The sequence below is a fragment of the Pseudomonas sp. GD04091 genome, assembly GCF_029836165.1.
Classification (GTDB): domain Bacteria; phylum Pseudomonadota; class Gammaproteobacteria; order Pseudomonadales; family Pseudomonadaceae; genus Aquipseudomonas.
Genome location: NZ_JAOEBG010000006.1, coordinates 244,459 through 264,313 on the forward strand (window position 1 = coordinate 244,459; position 19,855 = coordinate 264,313).

The 19,855-nt window shown below is 51.2% G+C and carries 15 protein-coding genes and 2 pseudogenes; 13 read left to right on the plus strand and 4 right to left on the minus strand.

Annotation, left to right across the window (positions count from 1 at the left end):
- Positions 1 to 42: 42 nt before the first annotated feature.
- The gene (locus N7422_RS10690) at positions 43 to 1,251 is read right to left on the minus strand and encodes an ammonium transporter (RefSeq protein ID WP_279806491.1); all 1,209 of its coding nucleotides are present in this window, start codon (positions 1,249 to 1,251) and stop codon (positions 43 to 45) included.
- A gap of 302 nt (positions 1,252 to 1,553) precedes the next feature.
- On the opposite strand from N7422_RS10690, the gene N7422_RS10695 reads away from it, so the two are divergent.
- From N7422_RS10695 to N7422_RS10735, 9 genes and pseudogenes are all read left to right on the plus strand, one after another.
- Positions 1,554 to 1,865, plus strand: a complete 312-nt coding sequence (locus N7422_RS10695; RefSeq protein ID WP_279806492.1) for a YqjD family protein — start codon at positions 1,554 to 1,556, stop codon at positions 1,863 to 1,865.
- A 9-nt stretch (positions 1,866 to 1,874) separates the two neighbouring features.
- Complete coding sequence (locus N7422_RS10700) at positions 1,875 to 2,246, plus strand: phage holin family protein (protein WP_279806493.1); 372 nt, start codon at positions 1,875 to 1,877, stop codon at positions 2,244 to 2,246.
- Positions 2,243 to 2,572 carry a hypothetical protein gene (locus N7422_RS10705; RefSeq protein ID WP_279806494.1) on the plus strand — a complete coding sequence of 110 codons (330 nt, stop codon included), beginning with the start codon at positions 2,243 to 2,245 and terminating at the stop codon, positions 2,570 to 2,572. Before N7422_RS10700 ends, N7422_RS10705 begins: the two co-directional genes overlap by 4 nt.
- Before the next feature lie 78 nt (positions 2,573 to 2,650).
- Positions 2,651 to 3,982, plus strand: coding sequence for a deoxyguanosinetriphosphate triphosphohydrolase (locus N7422_RS10710; protein WP_279806495.1), 1,332 nt, complete (start codon positions 2,651 to 2,653; stop codon positions 3,980 to 3,982).
- Positions 3,983 to 4,262: 280 nt separating this feature from the next.
- A pseudogene (locus N7422_RS10715) lies at positions 4,263 to 4,415 on the plus strand (response regulator); the annotation flags it as partial.
- 141 nt (positions 4,416 to 4,556) lie between these two features.
- Positions 4,557 to 6,638 carry a hypothetical protein gene (locus N7422_RS10720; protein ID WP_279806496.1) on the plus strand — a complete coding sequence of 694 codons (2,082 nt, stop codon included), beginning with the start codon at positions 4,557 to 4,559 and terminating at the stop codon, positions 6,636 to 6,638.
- Positions 6,639 to 6,666: 28 nt separating this feature from the next.
- Entirely contained in the window at positions 6,667 to 8,805 is a 2,139-nt protein-coding gene (locus tag N7422_RS10725) for a hypothetical protein (RefSeq protein ID WP_279806497.1), read from the plus strand.
- Positions 8,789 to 9,328, plus strand: a complete 540-nt coding sequence (locus N7422_RS10730; RefSeq protein WP_279806498.1) for a hypothetical protein — start codon at positions 8,789 to 8,791, stop codon at positions 9,326 to 9,328. Before N7422_RS10725 ends, N7422_RS10730 begins: the two co-directional genes overlap by 17 nt.
- Positions 9,329 to 10,792: a hypothetical protein gene (locus tag N7422_RS10735; protein ID WP_279806499.1), complete on the plus strand. Its 1,464-nt coding sequence runs from the start codon at positions 9,329 to 9,331 to the stop codon at positions 10,790 to 10,792.
- A 337-nt stretch (positions 10,793 to 11,129) separates the two neighbouring features.
- Here the strand turns inward: N7422_RS10735 and N7422_RS10740 are convergent, their stop codons facing one another.
- Positions 11,130 to 11,678: a hypothetical protein gene (locus tag N7422_RS10740; protein WP_279806500.1), complete on the minus strand. Its 549-nt coding sequence runs from the start codon at positions 11,676 to 11,678 to the stop codon at positions 11,130 to 11,132.
- Positions 11,679 to 11,825: 147 nt separating this feature from the next.
- Positions 11,826 to 12,059: a hypothetical protein gene (locus N7422_RS10745; protein ID WP_279806501.1), complete on the minus strand. Its 234-nt coding sequence runs from the start codon at positions 12,057 to 12,059 to the stop codon at positions 11,826 to 11,828.
- 276 nt (positions 12,060 to 12,335) lie between these two features.
- On the opposite strand from N7422_RS10745, the gene N7422_RS10750 reads away from it, so the two are divergent.
- The 4 genes from N7422_RS10750 (at position 12,336) to N7422_RS10765 (ending at position 18,130) form a co-directional block, all read left to right on the plus strand.
- Complete coding sequence (locus N7422_RS10750; protein ID WP_279806502.1) at positions 12,336 to 13,319, plus strand: ParA family protein; 984 nt, start codon at positions 12,336 to 12,338, stop codon at positions 13,317 to 13,319.
- Between the two features lie 271 nt (positions 13,320 to 13,590).
- Positions 13,591 to 15,021 carry an ABC-three component system protein gene (locus N7422_RS10755; protein ID WP_279806503.1) on the plus strand — a complete coding sequence of 477 codons (1,431 nt, stop codon included), beginning with the start codon at positions 13,591 to 13,593 and terminating at the stop codon, positions 15,019 to 15,021.
- A gap of 44 nt (positions 15,022 to 15,065) precedes the next feature.
- Positions 15,066 to 15,722 (plus strand): ABC-three component system middle component 1, encoded by a 657-nt coding sequence (locus tag N7422_RS10760; protein ID WP_279806504.1) that lies wholly within the window; start codon positions 15,066 to 15,068, stop codon positions 15,720 to 15,722.
- The gene (locus N7422_RS10765; RefSeq protein ID WP_279806505.1) at positions 15,719 to 18,130 is read left to right on the plus strand and encodes an AAA family ATPase; all 2,412 of its coding nucleotides are present in this window, start codon (positions 15,719 to 15,721) and stop codon (positions 18,128 to 18,130) included. Before N7422_RS10760 ends, N7422_RS10765 begins: the two co-directional genes overlap by 4 nt.
- 1,333 nt (positions 18,131 to 19,463) lie before the next feature.
- Here N7422_RS10765 and N7422_RS10770 read toward each other — a convergent pair.
- A pseudogene (locus N7422_RS10770) lies at positions 19,464 to 19,795 on the minus strand (hypothetical protein).
- Positions 19,796 to 19,855 lie beyond the last annotated feature (60 nt).

The following is a 19,855-nucleotide window of genomic DNA, read 5'->3' on the forward strand; positions in this document are numbered from 1 at the left end:
CTCATTCTAGGTCCCTGTCCGCCACCGCGCACCTGACCTGGCTCAATCCTGACTGGTGGCGCCGATCCGATGCAGCGAGAGATCCGCGCCCTGGAACTCCTGCTCGTGGCTCAGGCGCAGGCCATGCAGCGCCTTGATCAGGCCGTACACGGCAAACCCACCGACCAGCGCCACCGCCACTCCTGCCAGACTGCCCAGCAACTGGCTGACCAGGCTGACCCCGCCCAGCCCACCCAGGGCTACCTGCCCGAACGCACCACAGGCGATGCCACCCCACACGCCGCACACACCATGCAGCGGCCATACCCCGAGCACGTCATCGATCTTCCAGCGGTTCTGCGCCGCCGTGAAACACCAGACAAACAGACCTCCCGCCACCAGTCCGGTGACCAGCGCCCCCACCGGGTGCATCAGGTCGGACCCGGCGCACACCGCCACCAGGCCCGCCAACGGGCCGTTGTGCAGGAACCCGGGGTCGTTGCGCCCGGCCAGCAACGCCGACAGCGTGCCACCCACCATGGCCATCAGCGAATTGATCGCCACCAGCCCGCTCACCCCCTGCAGGGTCTGCGCACTCATGACGTTGAAGCCGAACCAGCCGATGATCAGGATCCACGATCCCAGTGCCAGGAACGGAATGCTCGACGGCGCGAACGCCACCAGACGCCCGTCGCGGTAGCGGCCACGGCGCGCGCCCAGCAACAGTACCGCCGCCAGCGCCAGCCAACCGCCCATGGCATGCACCACCACGGAGCCGGCGAAGTCATGGAACGGTGCGCCGAAGCGCGCCTGCAACCAGGCCTGGAAACCCAGGTTGCCGTTCCACACCACCCCTTCGAAGAACGGATAGATGAACGCCACGATCAACGCCGTCGCGCACAACTGCGGCACGAAACGCGCCCGCTCGGCGATTCCGCCGGAAACGATCGCCGGGATGGCCGCGGCGAAGGTCAGCAGGAAGAAGCATTTGACCAGCGCATAGCCGTGATCGCTGGCCAGCACCGCCGCAGGCTGAAGAAAGCTCACGCCATAGGCGATCCAGTAGCCGATGAAGAAGTACACCAGCGCCGAGACGGCGAAGTCGCTGAGAATCTTCGACAAGGCGTTGACCTGGTTCTTGTGGCGCACGGTGCCGACCTCGAGGAAGGCGAACCCCGCGTGCATGGCCAGGACCAGGATCGCGCCCATGAGGATGAACAGAGTGTTGGAGCCATGGACCAGAGAGTCCATCGCGCTGTGCATGTTTTCCATGAAGTGGCAGACCTGCAAAAAGGCACCAGGACAGTTCAAGAACCGGCATCCCTGCACCTGATCGGTGCCAGGCCCCTGCCCTGTTTCGATGACCGGGCGGTACCTGCGTGGTTTTTTCTTGGGTTTGTCGTGGATTGGGTTAAGGTTTATCGGTATCTGCACTGGCAGCGCATGGTTTCGGCGCAAACCCTGGCGGACACGCACCGCTTTTTAGCAAGCGCCGTACCAACACATTCCGCTGAACCTTCCGCGCCCTTGATCACTCGAAATAGCCACATACATCCACAGGGAGAGGCCCACTCATGGCCAGCAAATCGGCAAAGACTGCACAAGACATATTGATGGCTGACTTCCAGGCCCTGGTCCGCGACACCGAAAAGCTGCTCGCCGACACTGCCAACCTGGCCGGCGACCAGGCCGATGAGCTGCGTGAGCAGATCCACGAGCGCCTGGTCCAGGCCCGCGAGACCCTGCAGCTGACTCAGGACTCGGTACGTCAAAGAGGCCAGGCCGCCCTCGGCAACGCCGAGCAGTATGTGCAGGAGAACCCCTGGCAGGCGATCGGCATCGCCGCAGGTGTTGGCCTGCTGATCGGTCTGCTGGCCAAGCGCTGAGGAACCTTCATGGACAACGACGCCATCGGCGCCAGCGCTTCCGGCAGGCGCCTGGGCGCGGCCGTGCTGGGGCTGCTGCACAGCCACATCGAACTGTTCGGCATCGAATTGCAGGAACAGAAGGCCCGGACCCTCAGCCTGCTGCTGTTCGCCGGCCTGGCGCTGGTGTTCGCCCTGCTGCTGCTGACCGCCTTGTCGGGATTGGTTCTGGTGCTGCTGTGGGACAGTTATCGGCTGGCCGGGATCATCGGCCTGTGCGTGTTCTACGGGATCGCCGCGCTGTATTGCGGCCTGCGCCTGAAGGCCGCGGTGTTCGACGAATCGTCGCCGTTCCACGCCACCCTCGAGGAACTGGCCAAGGATCGGGAGCGCCTGCTATGAGCCTGCCTGAACTGCCCGATACCCGTAACCCGCGGGAGCTGCGCAAGGCGTTGTTGCGCCTGCGCATGGAGATGCATCGCCAGCAGATCCGCCACGAATCAGGCCAACTGCTGGAACCGGTCCGCCGCCTGCGCGGCATGGGCAGCTCGTTCGGCGAAGGCATGGGGGTCAAGCATGGCTCGCTGTGGGGAATCGTCGGCGTCGTCGCGCTGGGGTTCCTCACCGGCAAAGGCGTGCGCAGCGGCAACCTGGTACGCCTGGTGCGCCTTGGCAGCAGTCTGGTGCCCTTGATCCGCCTGCTCCTTGGCAACACCCGCCGCCCTTGAAGCCTGGGTGCGTCCGGCGCTTGCGCCGGCGCGCCAGACACCGGAAGCTATCCCGATTCTACGATGGGAGAACAAGCCTTGGACTGGCAAACCCTGCTGACCCGCGAACGCCTGGGCAAGGCCCTCTACAGCCCTGAAGAGCTCGGCCGCAGCCCGTTTCACAAAGACCACGACCGCATCATCTTCTCGGGCGCCTTCCGCCGCCTCGGACGCAAGACCCAGGTGCATCCGGTTTCCAGCAACGACCATATCCACACCCGCCTCACCCACTCCCTGGAAGTCAGCTGCGTCGGCCGCTCGCTCGGAATGCGGGTCGGCGAAACCCTGCGTGGCCAATTACCGGATTGGTGTGAGCCCAGCGATCTGGGCATGATCGTGCAGTCCGCCTGCCTGGCCCATGACATCGGCAATCCGCCGTTCGGCCACTCGGGAGAAGATGCAATTCGCCACTGGTTCCAGCAGGCCGCGGGGCGAGGCTGGCTGGACGACATGAGCGACGACCAGCGCGCCGATTTCCTCAACTTCGAAGGCAATGCCCAGGGCTTTCGCGTCCTCACCCAGCTCGAATACCACCAGTTCGACGGTGGCACGCGCCTGACCTACGCCACCCTCGGCGCCTATCTCAAGTATCCCTGGACCTCGCGCCACGCCGATGCACTGGGCTACAAGAAACACAAGTTCGGCTGCTACCAGAGCGAACTGGGCCTGCTCGAACAGATTGCCGGCAAACTTGGCCTGCCACAGCTCGAGGACCAGCGCTGGGCGCGCCATCCGCTGGTGTACCTGATGGAGGCTGCCGATGACATCTGCTACGCCCTGATCGACCTCGAGGACGGCCTGGAAATGGACCTGCTGCAGTACGCCGAAGTCGAGGCGCTGCTGCTGGACCTGGTCGGTGACGACCTGCCGGAAACCTACCGCCAGCTCGGCCCCGGCGAATCGCGTCGACGCAAGCTGGCGATCCTGCGCGGCAAGGCCATCGAGCACCTGACCAATGCCGCCGCCCAGGCCTTCGTCGAGCAGCAGGATGCCCTGCTGGCCGGTCGCCTGCCGGGCGACCTGGTCGAACACATGCACGGCCCCGCGCAACATTGCGTTCTCCAGGCCAAGGACATGGCGCGCAAGAAGATCTTCCAGGACAAACGCAAGACCCTCCATGAGATCGGTGCCTACACCACCCTGGAGATTCTGCTCAATACCTTCTGCAGCGCGGCACTGGAGCAGCACGGTGGGCGTACACCGTCCTTCAAGAGTCGGCGCGTGCTGGACCTGATCGGCAACAATGCCCCCGACCCACAGGGCTCGTTGCATGCCGCCTTCTTGCGCATGATCGACTTCATTGCCGGCATGACCGACAGCTATGCCAGCGAAATGGCGCTGGAAATGACCGGGCGCTCCAGTTCCAAATGAACCTGTGGCGACGGCAGATCGATGTTTGCCGTCGCCCCACTATCTTGCAGGATTTTTCCCACAAACAGCTTCATTATCTAAACGAACAAGCATTCATCAGTTCGCAAAGTTACAAAAGCCTCATCTACCGTACATACTTTCCACACTCTTCGTAGCAGTATTTATCGCCAACCGTAAGCAAATTCCTATATCTGGTATTTGGCATAACCTTCCCTGCAAACCGCTATCCAACTGAGCTAATGTGCCGACTGCCTTAGCCTTGTTGCATGGAATGTTGAATATGTACTCAGTATTTATCGTTGACGACCACCCCGTTATCCGATTGGCCATCCGGATGCTGCTGGAAAATCAGGGCTACACGATTGTCGGTGAATCGGACAATGGCGTGGATGCCATGCAGATGATTCGCGAGGCCCGCCCTGACCTGGTCATTTATTTTTTCTAGACACAGGTACATGACACTGATTATTTTTCATATTTAACAATGAGATACTAAATTCCTTGACACCGCAATTTGACACCACACAATGATGGTCTAGCCTGAAGTGGGACTTAACTCGCAGAGGCTAGGGCTATGCTGACCTGCCAAATCACAGACAAGTCCCTCATATTCGAGTGGCCATCCGACTCTGCGGTCAAAGGCACAAAGACCCATACTTGCGCCCACTATGAAAAATACACCCCGGCACAACTTCGAGCTTTAGCTGAAAGCACAAAGTCCGTCTGCGCCAGAGCTTCAGCAAATAGCTATAATATTTTCTTCAAGGGACTGAGTGTTATCCTTAGCAAGTTAAACACTCACCAATGGCCAGCCCACAACAATCTGCCTGCCTGGCAAAACATCATCGTCACATTATTCGAAAAAACGATCCAGAACAAAAAAATCAAACTTGAATCTAGGGTTTCATACTGGAACGCTGCCGCCAAGATAATCAAAGAGCTATCCCGCTCTGGTGTAATACCAGTCTCTGTAGTTATTCCACATGCCAAAAACAACATACGGAGCAATGAAAACCCTGTTCCGCCTCTCGGATTTAAAAGTGAAAAGATTCCACTCACAAAGGCAATTGAGGATGTTCTGCCCAAAAAGTTTTTGATTGAACCTGACCTTGACAAGCCAGACGACTTATACTTAACCCAATTTAAGCAAGAGCTCGAAGCTAGTATTTCTCAAGTGACCAATGCCCTCACAGGCTATTGGAAAGAAATGGTCATCACGCAAAACATTGGAAAGGCCCTTATTGACAGTCTTCCCAATGAAGGTCGTGCCGAGATTGTTAAGGCCAACGGTATAGGGGCAGATGGAGTTCATGTATGCTCACCCTCTACCCCCAAATATATCGCGATAGCGTGGTTCCTGCTGCTGCTAAAGCATAATTATGAAACAGGACTAATCAACTCGGTTACAGCTCAAGAGGTTTTCAGAACTTCAACTGGCCTGAAAATGGGTCGCATCAACAAGTTATTCCAGATGCTGAAGAAAATTTGCCCTCAGCAGTACATGAAAGCAAAAGTATCCAACGAATACGCCAGTCGCCTCATCGGCCTTTTAAGTGTAGTGGATTGCAACGCAGCAATAGCCATACTTGTCATCAACAACCCAGTATTCACCTCAGAATCAATCGCAGAAGCCGACCTATATATGGAAAATGGTGACTGCTATGCTCAGATTGATACAGAGCAAGGATTAGTCCGATTCTCAATTTCGAAGCCAAGGGCCCTGAGCCGGAAAGTCGCCTATTTAAATAAAACCAGTCGGGAAATTCTTGCTAAGGTTGTTGAATGCACAAGCGCGACCAGGCAACTACTGAAGGCGAGGAAGCGCCCTACCTGGAAACGTTTATTTATATATTTATCATCAAGAGGCCCAGCTAGCAGGCCAAGCCAAATCAGCAACAACAACGAACATAAAAACTCGCTTAAGATACGGCTTGCTGCAGACCTGGTTTCTATCAGAGGAAAAGTTGACCTATCACCCACGGTTCTCAGGGCAACACAGGGCATTATCACTTTCTTAAGGACGGGCAGCCTCGCCATGACGTCTATGGTATTGGGTAATACCATTGCCGTCACCGAGTCCAATTACATTCCTAAATGGTTGGTTAAGCGATTCGCAAACCGGACACTTCGCATCTTAGCTCAGAAGATCATTGTAGTCGCAACACACGGCCATCCTTGGGCCTTAGCGGCAACAGATTTCACGACCACAGAACAACTCCACCGCTTCATTGTAAGAATTCTCACTGAAGCTACGGGAAATGATCCGTTCGCTGTAATCGCTCGTCGCCGTCTGCCGGATATTCAAAACAGCAAGTTGACCCCAACCACTAAGAGCGGCGACCTTCACTTACACATAGATAATAACATTTTAGCTGCGCTATATTCCTATGAAGCGAAAGTCGCACGCATGCCACTAGATGAACAAATAAGAATTGACTCTACAACCGGGCTCAGCCATCAAGCTGCCTGCAACATTCCTCGCCTAGCTAGGCTAACGGCAGAGCTGGATATAGATAATGCAAGCGAATCAGATTTCCAAATAGCAAATAGCTTTTGCGGGGATGCGCTGGATGAACTGAGAGCAGAGCACCAGCTAGCACTCGACCAGATAGCGTATTACGATTCATTATTTATTAATATCCAGCCCTCTCGATAAGTTAAAGGCATAAATCAGGAGACCTTCAATGCCAAGGAAAAAGCCCCCACACCTCACCGATGACGAGCACGTTGAAAACTTAATTAACAGAGCGCAAAAGCTAACACTCTCGGGTAATGAGCAGTTCGAAGCGGACTGGCTAGTATCTGGTGGCATAGGTAGCAACCAGTGGGTTGTGGTCGAAGACCACAATTCAAACTCAACATTGACCGTAAGGTTTGATGACTACCTACCGGACGGCAGCTTACTAACCGCCCCCCAAAACTCCCTTTTGTTAGAGCCAATTCAGAAAGCCGCGTTTCACCTAAGGATGGGTAACCTCCAATACTTCCATGGCTGGCATAAGCAGTGGCTGCGAGTCATCGACACTTCTGTGAATCTCGCAAGGTGGATGGTACTTAACTCATCAGTCTTTCAAACGCAACAGTTCGGATTCCAATTACTCACAGACGACCATCTCAAAGCTTATTTCCACGAGTTTGCCAGTGGAGGCATAGCGAATACACTTAAGCTCGATGATAGGCTCTTGGCAATCTTGCACGAGAAAACAAACAGCACCCTACCTCTATCAACAATATTTGCCAACAAGAATTGTCTAGATGAAAACTTTATTCAAGAATCGGCTGAGTGGCTGAACAGCCAAGGAGCCTACATCTACTCCAACCAGGTGAAAGCAAAAGTAGTCTCTAGGAAATACTTGGAGATCCTGCTGGGTTGCTCATCTCAGCTATTTGATCGCTACCCCATTGTAGCCAACGTTATCAACCAATTTGACATCCAGCATGACCGGTCGTCACCAGAAGCTGTAGTGCCAGTACCTGCAAACAAGCGCCGCATTGTGGCTACATCGTCGATAGTCAGAAAAACGATGTATACCCACCGAAAGGAAATTCGAATATTCACATCCGCTCATAACCTCGTAAGCGAAATTCCTTACATTTCCGACGCTGCATTCAAGGAACAGCACTTAGACAAGCTAGGACTCGACGGCCACACCAAGCTCTTACCACTTGAAATCGGGTTAGGTGCCGTTAATAGCGCAGCAGAAATGATCATATGTTATGGCGAGCAAATAGTTGAAGCCGCAGCAGCTTTTGCCGATGAGTACACGTATTTGAGGCAGGAGTATCACCAACCCCCATGCAACATAAAGATCAAAGATTTTTTCCAGAAAAAGAAGCTCGACTGGCCGTCAAACCCAGAGTTTGGCGGCATTCCCCTAATGGTACGGTACAACGTAGTTTCATTCACATCAAACAACCGCAATACCGTCAACGGGGAGATCACGTTTCTTACTCTGCAGGAAGCCTTCTATGGGGCTTGTGCCCTTTTGATTGGCATGTGCAAGCCGGTGCGCGATGGCGAACTACATCGACTGCCCCTTGAATGTTTGGATTGGGAGTTTGAAGGTGGTGGAGCTCTATTAGTACAGGAACTGGAAAAAAGTGGACTCTTAGAGCAGCGTCAGCAGATCAGCCGACCTATACCATCCCTGGTTGCATATGCCATCCAGCTACTTCAAGCACTCTCGACCAAGCTCAGAGCAATTTATCAAGACGTCAATGGCCCCCTCGTAGACCATCTTTTTTACATACCAAAACGATGCCTCTCCACACCAGTTGGGAAGGCTCTTGGCGAAACCCTGAACGCCGCGATTGACACTTTCTGCCTTATTAGCAATCTACCCAGAACCAAGGATGGCGAACCTACAAAAATAAGAATTCATCAAATGCGAAAATTTTTCTTGATCGTGATGTACAAACATCACGACAGCGCACTTCGCCGAACGCTTGGCTATGGAGCGGGTCATATCAAAGAAGGAAGCATTGATGAGTATACCACTTTCTCACACGATGACCCCGAAAGCGTGAAATACGAAAGCCAGTGCGTTAGTGACAGGCTGGTTGCCTTTGAGCTTGGCCAAATTTCACCAGAGGGCCACAGCGGGCTAAGTGCTCTGTACAGCCATGTTTGCACCCATTTTAACGTTCATACTCTTCAGGTTTTGAACAATCAAAGCTTTATTAATCTCCTTAATCATTTGCAGCGACACAATACATACAAAAGCACTGTATACACAATTGAAATAACTGGCCCAGATGGCGTACTTACAACTCTTGAATTCGCCATAAAATTTGAAGGGGAACAAGATGACGAATTCAACTGAAATGAATATTGATGCCCGGATTGACTGGCTTCGAAAGATCATACTTCATGAGTTAATAGCTACCGATGCTGAGGCAGCCATGCTATCCGACATGCGCAAATTCCTCGCATTAGAAATCAAGGGGTTATTCTCACAAAAAGCGTACAACACTATCAAATCGCATGCAGTTAAAAATAGAAGCATTACAACCCCCCACCACCATGCCAATACATGGGAATACATTAAGGAACTCCGCACTCAAGCACATCAAGAAAGTTTAGCTAAGGAAAGGCTTATAGAGGGAGAGAAGCACATAAAAGATCTAGAGAACCTTGCACTTCTTGAAGCTCATCTATGCGGAATGGCCTACATAGAGGCTTACGAATTTCTTAGATCACTGCTGAAAGAGCCCTCACTCTCCAACCTCGCCGAAGCAAAGATTAAAAATTTTATCTCAATCAGCCAAGCCAAATATTCACATATAACCTCCCATGGAACACGCGAGGGCGCCACGCTGCAGGTCATCCAAGGGGGTAAGAAGTAAATGGCACAGCTATATAGATTACTTACCAACGTAGAGTTACCTAGCGGCGCATCCCCCCTAACACGCACAAACCAGCACTACATAACCTACACAAAGCATACATCACTACCTCTAATGTTTTGGCCAAACGGTACTCCATGCCACCTTGTAAACTTATGGCTAACGGATATCGCAAAAGCAACAACTGGCAAAGAATCGACCAAAACCAGTGCAGCGCTCATAACTCATCTCGTCCGCTTTTGTTTCACCAGAGACATCTCATTTTACGATTTTAATGATTCATATTTTAAAATATTTACAAACGACCTTAAAAACGAACTAAAAACCAATAAGTTCGAAATCGATAGCCCTGCCCGCACTGGAACTCAAGTATTATCAATTCAGCACACTTGCCTGAAATTCTTACTATGGATTCAGAAAATTCATCCAGCATATGAACAGCTGCCTCTTATTGGCTTAGCGTTAGACCAGCCTCGCATAGTTATCGAATGGCGCTATACCCCTTATAGAAATAGCCCTTACATCTGGCACCCCGAGCTTGTCCAGCCTACTGCACCTCTCAACGACAAGTTTCCCATGCCTGAAAAACACATTGCAAAGCTGAGAAGCGCAGTCTATGCACGCTATCAAAATACATTAAAGACGCCGGGGCGATCACTAAGCCCTCACGCTATGGCAACCATTAAATATCTTTACAGCAGAAGAGTGTTCACCATCAACATGATGACAAATTTCGGCTTGCGACCTGAAGAATTACAGGAAATGTCAGTCGAAGAAAACTCCAACATTGTCTTTACACTTACAGTTATCTTACCAACAAAAAAAACCAGAGCCCCACAAGCCTCGCGCAGACTCAAGATCAATATGGGACTAGCAGTAAGCCTGCAGACCTACTTTGATGATAGAGCTGAATTCATAAAACACTTAGATGAACATGGATATACTACTTCACAAGCCAGCCAGATGCTATTAGGAAAGAACGGCCAACCGTTAGAAAAATCCTCACTAACAAAAGAATTTGATAGACTTTGCGAAGATGCCGGACTGAACAACAAAAAAGTATGCCTATCCATGTTTCGACACAGATTTATTAGTAGAGAGGTGAAAACCGAGCTACTACTACGATTCAAAAAAAAACCCGAACTTATGAAAGAAATCACCCCAGCACTTAGAGATACTGTTGCCAGAGAGGTAATTACAAAAACTGGACACCGCGACCCGAAATCCATCTGGACATATGTCGACGAGCAATACAAGCTCCTCACTACCCCAGACTCGCACGAATCCTTCCAAAGCATAAAAAACGACATTGAACAGACCAAGAACACACTCGAAGACTTGTTGTTCCGCCAGAACTTTAGTTCACAAGAACAGATTAGCGACGAGCTTAAAATCCTGCGTGAATACATCCAAGGATTAGAGGAACGACTTTATGCAGCCGAGAGAAAAATAAGTGACGATTAAAGAAAACTCACTCGTGGCTAAAGCGCATGGTTATGTCTACAGTCCTAATTGGTCACTTAAATCCCGCCCCTCCCAAAACATTAGTACTGGAGCGAGAACGTGCGCTGACCGGTTCGAAGCATGTAATTATCGCGAAAGCTGATGATCTCTCACCTCGCCCTCCTACAACCCGATGAGCCTGGCAATTACTGGAAGCAGCCCCATTAGGCCCTACGGGCTACCAATGAGAGGATCACATCAATCTCCATGCTCTACACGGGGCAGGCCCAGACCTTCCCGTCACTCAGCGCTCGCTCAGTCCTCTCTTCGCCCGCCACGATACCTGGAAACCCAAGGTTCAGACCATCAGGTACTCATACTTCAACGCGTCAATACTTGCGGCAGGTGATGCCACCACCTCCGTGCCAACATCTTTGGCCAGCGGCTGCAGTACGCCACTCATGTATCGATCTGCCCGGAAATAAGAGACGTAAGGGATGTAGAGGGCATGGATCAAGTCTACAAAATCACTGGCCTTAAGCTCTCGTCCATTCTCCCCCAGCGACTTTTGTAGCGAGGCGTAGAAGGCGCTGATGCAGACAAATAGGCCTGGACAGTAGCGCTCAATAAGTGAGGCGTCTTCACACAAAGGTGCCTCGGGCAACAGGCTCTTTAACAGGCGGTTCACGATGTCGAGCATCCCTGATCTCTTCAGCTTCGTCCAACGCTCGCCCCTGCCTCCCATCATTGCCTCGGCACGTTCAGCCTTCGGCAGTTGAATCATCTGATTGTTTAGGTCGTCAAGTGCGTGCTGGCAGCTGGCGAGAAACTGCTGCGCGGGTTTTCTTAGCCATTCCACAACCGATCCCAGCTGATGGTGGTTGTCCTTGTCATGTGGCGCTCGCATGATCAGCCGCTAAGGCCAGGTTCTCGTCACGTCGACCCCAAGCGCCCCGTCCGATGATCTGATCAATGAGGATAGGAACGCAGATTTCCTATGGGATTTCGACTCTGACCATGGAACATCGGAAGACGAACTGCACTTTGGTAAGAATCAACGTGGTGCATAACCACCTCGGGCCAACCCACCCTGCAGCTTTGCCACAGCGGCACAGATCAAATGGGCTTCGTCATCATTTACTGCGCACCCACGTACCTCATTCCAGCTGAGTCGCTTAAAGAATTGGGCAAGTGCCAACGTTTCCACATGACTCAACTCGGCATCCGCCTGTTGGCCGTCGATATCGAAAATCACGGTGACATCTGTGTACTGGGTCAACTTGCTCATGAGGAAGCTCCATTGTTGGCTTGCGCCAGTTTGGCGATTTTGGCTAACGAGGTTGCTCACTAGCTTAGATGACCATTTCCAGAGCCCGTAGACCAAGAGTATCTGCAGGGGTTGGAGAGTCACCCCGTTCACTGCCGCCGGGATGGGGCCGAATTCTTGTCCAGAAAGACTAGCAGCGACACGTCTCACGATTTTTTCCAAACGGAATTTGCGGGCCAGCAAACCTTGATCTACGGTCAATGTCACTGAAGTGCATGTTGACTGAGGATCAAGCCCGTGATCAATGCTGTCCTGCTCAAACGAGCCATGAACTACCTGCAACTCAGCGGCGTGGCCTTGGCCGACAAGGTGAGCGCGCTGCGTGAGGATGGCAAGCGCACAGCGCCGGAGACCATCAGCCGATGGCTGAACGGCACACGGCCAGTTGATCCTTTTCTCATGGGTTGGATAGCCGAGTTGGTGCGCTCCAAGATGATGAGCGAAGAGCGATCACGAGTCGTTCTACCCAACGGTAAGGTCGTGATTGCTGTAGCCAATCTAAAAGGCGGCGTCGGCAAGACAACACTGGCGAGGAATCTTGCTGCCATCGCGAAGTCCCTTCACCTCAAAAGCACCTTTTTGTACGCGGAATATCCCGAAGCCCGCCGCCGTGCTGGCTACGTGTTCTACGACCTCAAGCCACTCAACATTAACTGTCCTGAGCTGAGCCCGGAGGAAATCCTCGCTTACGAACCAGCCGAGGGTGAGGTGGTGGTCGTTGATGTCTGCAACAGCATCGCCCAAGACTCATTCTTCACCGCCCGTGAACGGGACGAGCCTTTGGAGCCAAATCCCAAAGGTTTCCTCACGCGCTTTACGCCGGACATCTATGTGATTCCCGGCGAGTTTGCCAGCAGCTTGGACAATTGGGGGGCGCACCGATTGATCGAGAGTAACGTCCTCCAGGCACCTGTGCAGCTCCTCCATCGACCGAGCTTGATGTGTATGGATTTCGCTAGCACAGCTAGCAAAGATGGCTTTGACGTTACTAGCGACATGTTCTGCCCTTTCTTCATCCCCCAGTCCGTGTCGACAAGCTCGCCCCTTCCCCGTGACTTCTTGAGCGATTGGCAAAACCTAGACCAGAAGCACCACCACCTCAGGCTCTTCGAACACCTGTTATCGCAGGTAGGCGGCGAGCTCATTGAAAGTTATCAAATGGAGCAAGAAATGAAGGGAGCGGGGCTGGAGGCACTGCTCGAATGGGCTGAGGCGTCTTAGCTTCAGTAGCGACGCAGGGAAGGTTTTCGAGCCGTGACGCAAGGGATGATCTAGAGCCATTCCAATGAACACGGTCTTTGCAGATGCAGTTTGCGATTATTTCCTCATGCGCACTGGCTGAATCAAGTACACCGGGCTACCGCTCTTCGGAAAGATGGCAGATAGCCATGTGATTCCCTTATTATTGAGAGCTGCGTAGGGAAACGCCAGCGTTCGCCAATTGGCCTCCCTACCCTCGCAAATTTTTGGTGATGGTGCTGGAGATTGTCTGATGGCTTTCGATGCTTCACCCTCCTGGAGCGGTTTCAACTACCAGGGCAAAGTCGCTCTGCATTATGCGCTGACGTTGATCAATGCTCAGCCAGTCGCTCATGATTTCTCAACAACAGAATTGATGCTCGAAGCCAACGAGGACTTTGAGATCGTGGTGAATGGAGCATCCGTCTCTTTTCACCAGGTCAAGGCATACAACTCCAGTACGTTTGAAGAATACTCAGATGCTCTATTTGGCCTAACAATTGAACTTCACAAGAAACCTGGCGTGCTAGGATACATCCACACCTGGAAACAAATTAATGACCGCCCGAAATTTACTGGCCTCCTAGCCTCGGTTAAAAATGACTTCACCGTCGTGCTAAATGAGTACATCGGCAGTAATCCCAAGACGGGGATCACCCTACTTGAAACCGCTGCCGCAGGTGGAACCAAGCTCAAGAAAAAAGCGTCAATTCTCAAAGCATCTTTACCAGGCTTAGATGCAGACGCATTAGCTAAAGTTATTGAAAACATTTCCAGCCAGAAAAGTGACGCCCTTAACCGGTTAGCAAGTTTCATTTATGACGGCAACGCATTCTGCGACCTCAGCGACATCAACAACAAAATAAAACATCAACTTTCCATCGCGCTAGCAAACCGGCAAATCGCAATAACCAATGACCAACTGGAAAAAGCATTCGACTACTTCCTAGGCGTCATCGACAACTATATTATTGAACGCCATAAGACCAAAACAGGCGCACTCGCCAGGCCTATAAAATTCGAAGAAATAATCAATATCCTTAGTTTTGACCATGAGGATGTGAGCAAACACTACATCGCTTGTCGGTTCAAGGATCGCTTTTCACGTTTGATCGACGAGTACTTGGGCGATCAATATGATTATCCGCAGCCAGCCCCAGAACCTTGCAATTTAAAGGCTGCGCAGAAGCTGCTCCTGTCGCTACCCCCATTGGAGCTATGGGAGCACTACAGGCATTTTTCGCCACAGCTTCATTTGGACAGTGGAAACAACACTGACAATGCTTTCAACGCATCCGACGAGGGCATTCGTTTCTGCTTATTGAAAATCCTACATGAAATAGATTTTTCACGACTGGCGCAAGAGGCAGAGCGCTATAGATTCTCATATAAATGCACAACTATCCCGCCACAAGGGTATCTTCCGACGACCATAACCAACGTTGGCAGAATCAGCAACACAATCCGGCAACTGAACACTAACCCATGCCTTGGCGAGCTACTCTACGAGGTTCGTAATCTCATCTATTGTGGCCAAGAGGCGCATCCATTCGCGCCGGATTTTGACAAAAGTACTACTGCACCACGGGCCGCAGGTGAAGATTCACGTGCCAAGCGTGACGACATATTGCCCTTGATTACCCTCCTCCCCCTGGAACAAGCTAAAGGTACGCTTGCAAAATGATAACAATCCTTAATAACATCATGGCAAGCAACCGATTCACTCTGGTGGATGTCGACCTGCCCAACCCATTACTTGATTTTAGTTTGTTCAAAGCCGAGAGCCGCCACAGAGAAGAGTACTTCTTAACCATTTACCTCGATAACAACAGCGACGAAACGCTACAAAATTTTCTTGATAATACTGCGCAAGAAATTTTTGAAGAGATCCAAAGCACGGGCAAGGTTGAACTGTACTTTGAAAAAAATTGCACCATGATCATTTGCCTTGACTCCCTAAATTTGAATCAGGATTTAGTACTAGCTCTCGAAGAAGACCCTTACAACTTCAAGAAAAATGTAATCAAGTACTCTTCGTCAGAGTTGGCAGCACTCAATGCTTACCTGGCCAGCAATGCCATCGAGGCGCTAACGAGCGATATCATCAACGATATTTTAAACGCCAACAACGGCGCAGATTTCTTGGCATTCAAGTACCAACATAGAAATCGACACCGCTTGTATGACCTGATCGTACGGGTAATGCTCAAACTATCTTTTCTTTCCTACAATCCTAAAGAGCAAAAGTTAGAGAACCTCACAGGGCAAATTGACGCTGCCTTACCCCCTGCCTTGACCGAAACGTTTGAGCGAATTTTAGCAGTCGAATGGGCAGACGATACGGTCATCGGGAACGTCGAATCGATCTGGGGAAATAAAGCATGATCACATTGAGCAAGGTGACGCTAAAAAATTTCAAGATCTATGGGGGCGAGCCTTTCACGATCAACTTCGAAAATAACCGCCTGGTACTACTGGACGGCCCGAATGGATATGGAAAAACAACGGTATTCGACGCCATTGAGCTTGCAATTACTGGTAGTCTTCGCAGGCTGATCGTGCTGGAAGGACGACAAAATCCTGCTGACATCGTTGTAGCCCATAATGGCCAGAGTGATGTCGAGATCACCATAGAGTTTCTGGGTGAAGATGGCAAAAGACGAACATTTCTCAGGAAACTAAAACGAAATATTGCAAACGCAGCAAGGCGTATCGGCAACTTTTCATCTCTCTGGGAAATCCACGAGATTGTTGAATCACAAACAAAACCTGTCGACAAAAGTGAGTTCGACCATCTATTCAACAGCAAAGACTTTGCGCGCGACTTTCTACTATTTCACTATATAGAACAGGAAGATACTTCTCGCTTCCTTAAGTCTAACAATGAGGCGCAGCGGGCTGAAAAATTAGCCAACCTATTTGGCGATACTTATGAGGCAGAACAGAAACTTCAAAAGCTTACGGACGTCAAGAAACGGCTTTTTACAGCTCGCAGAGACATCAACACCAAGATAGACAACATTCGAACCCTGCACAACCTGGAAGCCATCAATGATCTCTCGGCAGGAGAAACCGAGCAACACGTCTATGCTCTGCCTTGGCTGACCGGTGAAAATTCCCCATTCTGGGATCGCCCGACTATCACCCAGCTCAACGAAGATCGCATGACCAAGGCGATTGCTGAACTGCAAAAGATATCCAGTCTTTTTACGCATCGGGACTTTTTCCTGCGCTCACGACGGTATCAGCGGGCAGCACAAGAACGTGAGCTCATGGAGCAGTACGTGGGCTATGCAGGCACTTACCAAAATTACCAGCAAATCGAAACGGACTTTGGAGTTTACCAGTATGTCAAGCGATCACGCGACATACTCAATAGTGGTGACTTCAAAGTCATACAACAAAATCTGGAAACGACTAAGCTATTTCAGATTCTGAATCTCGACTCCGCTGACGCCTTCATCAATGACGTAGGCTTATTGATCGGCCTCGCAGAAAAGTTCAGGGGACTGACGTCCATTTATACTGAACTGATGAAACATCATACGGCAATGCATGAAAGTATGCAGGCACACCCGACCGAGACTAAGTGCGGTCTTTGTGGCCATGACTATTCAGCCCATGATGCTTTGGACAGAGCAATTACCGACCATGGGCATCTTTTGCGCAGTCAGCTGGGCGACCAAGACCGGGAATTGGTTACAGCGCGGGAAAGATTCGAGAACAATCAACTTAAGCCTCTGCTCAAGGTGTGCGACGATTTCCTACAATTGCGACAGCCTCCGTCACAAGACGAACTGTCGAGGATCGCGAAAGCTGCGGCCAACAAAGACCGAGTGGAACGTCTGCGCGGCTGGCTGGCAAGCGAAGGTATTGATGACTTAGACCTCATTGCGCCGGCATTCCCTGTACCTGGCGGACAGACCTATATTTCAGAGAAATCTGACTTACTATCTGAACGAATCCGAGGCCGGATTGGCCCATCACCCGATGGTTACACGGAGTCATTTAGCAGTGACATTTACGAGCGGATTTACTTAGATTACTTCCAGCGTGAAAGTGACAAACTTCGCAGCTTCGACATAACTCAGCTTGATAGAAAAGAGCGCTTCATTAAATCTCTATATTTCAGCTCGCTCACTGAGGTCGCAGCGCGACTTCTTAAACTCGAAGGTCAAAATACGCTTCTTGACCTGGCACTGCTTGACACCGGAAAACTCATAGATGTTATTGGCACCCAAATAGGACAATATCGAAAAAAACTGATTACCGACATTGAGATTCCTTTCTTCATATACTCGGGCAAAATACTTCAAAGCCATCAAGCTGGGGATGGGCAAGGTGTATTTATCAAAGACCCCCAGGGCAATGATGTACTCAAGAATGTGCGCTTGGTGTCAGATTGGTCAACAGATCACGACATTATAAATACCATGAGCTCTGGCCAAATCTCAGCGGTGGTCATCGCGCTCACTCTCGCCCTAAACCGCGTCTACGCCCGGCGATTCTCTACCATACTCATAGATGACCCAGTGCAGACAATGGATGACATCAATATGTCGTCGCTCGTGGAACTTCTGCGCAACGATTTCAGCGACAAACAAATCATCATGTCCACGCATGAAGATAAGGTTGCGCGATACTTTACATACAAGTACATCAAGCACAGTGGAAAGGTTAAAATAATCAATCTTATGCAGCGCAAAGAATATGAGCCGACCAACAGCTATGTGTACCGTGCGCTCGTAAAACCTCAAACCTCTAACCAGGCCCCGCAACCGAGGCGAGACTGATGCCGGTGAGAAGATTCGCTTGGACTGAAAGGAATTAAGCCGTTATCAGAACTCAGGAGACCCTGGTTAGTCAGCGCTTCCACTGAGATTCCAGCGAAGCGATCCCCATCCCGCCCAATGGGGCGGGATGGTCTAGTGCTCCTTTCTTGGCGTAGTCGATTAGCGCCTGTCCAGCCACAGCCTTCCACTCTGATGTTTGATGCCAACTCGTAACTGCAGGCGGAGAACTCTAGTGAATGCCCACGAGTGCGCCATAATTCCTACAACCCAGCCAAAAGCTCAGCAGTGAAAGATGCCCTAGTGTTAGCGACAGCACCACAATAGAGAATGCAATGGCGTTCGTCCCCTTCAAATGAATCAAGTGGTAAAAGACTCAAGCACCCTTTCGCGAATAATGCTAGACGTCTCCGGATCAGGTAATGGCATGTCAACCACCTCTCCAAAACTGTCAGGCAATAGACCCAGAGCTCTGGAGGTTAAGATCCACGTAACCTTAGGGTACTTTTCACTCAGTTCAAAGTGTTCCGCTTTGACCTGCGAACCGAAATCGGGGAGCTCGTCGAAACCGTCGAGAAGGACGGTCACCATTCCCGAAGAGAGAAGCCTCTTAAACGTCCGCGATGAACACCCCGAGGCCTTGTACACATGTTCATATATGGTTTGCAGGAGGCTTATATCGTATTTCCACTTCGCGAGGCGTAGTAGTACGACTACGCCCCCAGCAGTGTGGGCTTCCAAGTAACGCCTCGACATGTCTGAAGCATAGAGCTGGGCCCAGGTAGTTTTTCCCGAACCTGCTAAACCTCTGAGTAAAAAGCCCTGCCGCGCTCGACGTTCCAGCTCATCAAATCCAGGTAACCTGATTACATGGCCCAAATTCATTTCTAGTGAGGCGACAAGCGACTCACAGTACCGATATGCGGCTCTTCGATTTGGCATCAAAGCCGTCCTGACTCGAAAGGCCCCTAACGTTGGCAGGCGCGATAGGGCAGAGAGCTCGTTTGATCTTAACCTGCGGTCAACGAATATCAGTATGACCACACTGCCTATCAAGCCAGATCCGAGATTGAGCAGTAACCCTGCCCAGTCTGGGGTTGTTTGTAAAGAAAACCCAGTTGCAACCATCCCAATGGCTATGAGTGTCAATGTCAGGTAAAGCAAAAGGGATGGGTGCGACTCCTGAACGACGGCGAGCTCAGCATCTCGCTGCTTGGGCAATGGCGGTAAAGACATACCTGGACAACCTTATATATGATTTTCTCTGAATCGTTTCATGGTGACGCTGCACCACTATCACCTGACGTCCATTGTTAAGGCGGTTTGGAACCACCTGCTACATGGATTTAACTGACACCACCTCGACGTACCGGAGTTTCTTCCTGGCGGCTTTGACAGCATCTAGCTCAACCTGCAATTTGCTGAGCGTGTCAGCTTCGTGGATCAGCTCAAACGTTTTGCCTTCAAATTCATTGCCATCACGGGCGGTTACGCGGAGCCGGGGCGTGAAGGGCTTGGCTACTTTTTCTTGGGGGCCGGTGTCTTCGGCTTCTCGAATACGATCTTAGGAACGGGCTCTGCAGTTGGTGGAGCGGTGACTTGGGACGCGGGCGAAGGGATACCGAAGAGCGCTTGGCGCATTTCTTTTTCAGTGGGATCAGGGATCATGCAATTTCTCAGGGGAAGCTGTCCGCTACCGAATGCATTCTACTAGCACTGTTGCCTAGC

Bases quoted from the DNA above. Each gene is read 5' to 3' on its own strand.
- N7422_RS10690 (WP_279806491.1), bottom strand. From the start codon at position 1,251: ATGGAAAACATGCACAGCGCGATGGACTCTCTGGTCCATGGCTCCAAC.
- N7422_RS10695 (WP_279806492.1), top strand. From the start codon at position 1,554: ATGGCCAGCAAATCGGCAAAGACTGCACAAGACATATTGATGGCTGAC.
- N7422_RS10700 (WP_279806493.1), top strand. From the start codon at position 1,875: ATGGACAACGACGCCATCGGCGCCAGCGCTTCCGGCAGGCGCCTGGGC.
- N7422_RS10705 (WP_279806494.1), top strand. From the start codon at position 2,243: ATGAGCCTGCCTGAACTGCCCGATACCCGTAACCCGCGGGAGCTGCGC.
- N7422_RS10720 (WP_279806496.1), top strand. From the start codon at position 4,557: ATGCTGACCTGCCAAATCACAGACAAGTCCCTCATATTCGAGTGGCCA.
- N7422_RS10725 (WP_279806497.1), top strand. From the start codon at position 6,667: ATGCCAAGGAAAAAGCCCCCACACCTCACCGATGACGAGCACGTTGAA.
- N7422_RS10730 (WP_279806498.1), top strand. From the start codon at position 8,789: ATGACGAATTCAACTGAAATGAATATTGATGCCCGGATTGACTGGCTT.
- N7422_RS10735 (WP_279806499.1), top strand. From the start codon at position 9,329: ATGGCACAGCTATATAGATTACTTACCAACGTAGAGTTACCTAGCGGC.
- N7422_RS10740 (WP_279806500.1), bottom strand. From the start codon at position 11,678: ATGCGAGCGCCACATGACAAGGACAACCACCATCAGCTGGGATCGGTT.
- N7422_RS10745 (WP_279806501.1), bottom strand. From the start codon at position 12,059: ATGAGCAAGTTGACCCAGTACACAGATGTCACCGTGATTTTCGATATC.
- N7422_RS10755 (WP_279806503.1), top strand. From the start codon at position 13,591: ATGGCTTTCGATGCTTCACCCTCCTGGAGCGGTTTCAACTACCAGGGC.
- N7422_RS10765 (WP_279806505.1), top strand. From the start codon at position 15,719: ATGATCACATTGAGCAAGGTGACGCTAAAAAATTTCAAGATCTATGGG.